Source organism: Actinomyces sp. HMSC075C01 (genome assembly GCF_001812965.1).
In the GTDB taxonomy this organism is placed as follows: domain Bacteria; phylum Actinomycetota; class Actinomycetes; order Actinomycetales; family Actinomycetaceae; genus Actinomyces; species Actinomyces acetigenes.
The window spans coordinates 1-732 of record NZ_KV810968.1 but is presented as its reverse complement, the minus strand read 5'-3'; the positions used below and the strand labels follow the sequence as shown (position 1 = coordinate 732).

At 62.7% G+C, this 732-nt stretch carries 1 pseudogene; it reads right to left on the bottom strand.

The features are described 5' to 3' along the window. Positions 1–407 (bottom strand): annotated as a pseudogene (locus HMPREF2883_RS03015) (DDE-type integrase/transposase/recombinase); the annotation flags it as partial. Positions 408–732 lie beyond the last annotated feature (325 nt).

Here is a 732-nt window from a genome sequence, read left to right as displayed (position 1 = left end):
AGCAGTCCACGCAGCACACCGCGGGCCGACGGATGGGGGCTGCGACGGCGTCGTGGCGCTGCTGCTGTGAGGTGTAAGTGCGGGTGTAGACGCACTCCTCGGCCAGGATGCGGTTGTAGCGCTCGACCTTGCCGTTGTGCTGTGGGGTGTAGGGGCGGATCCTCTGGTGGCGTGAGACCAGGGAGGTGATGGTCGTGGTGAAGGCCTGGGCGCGGTAGCTCGCCCCGTTGTCGGTGACGACTCGCACGAGCCTTGTGACGCCGTGGGCGGCCAGGAAGGCCCGGGCGCGGCAGAAGAAGCCGATCGTGGTGGAGGCCTTCTCAACCGCCGAGGGCCTCGGTGTAGGCCAGGTGGGAGAAGCCGTCGATGGCGGTGTGCAGGTAGGCGTAGCCGCCCCTGGCTCCTTTGCCTTCATATGCCCCAATCCAATATCGAGGACGTACTACCAGCGCAAACGAAACCAAAAAAGCGTCACAACCAGGCCGCACTCGCTCCAACCAACGCCGCATCCTGACCCTTCATGCGTGATCTGCAACGGCTCCCTCTACGACCCACAACCAGCCACGAAACTACCCCACTGCCACTTGACGCGACACATAGGGGCATCCCGCAGCACTGGCCCCAACACAATCCAACCCCAGTCAGCCAACAACGAGAGACTGAACTTAGCCTCGAGTTTTCATCGTCGGGGTGTTGAATGGACTGCTGGGGGTTTTTCGGACAGTGCTTGTT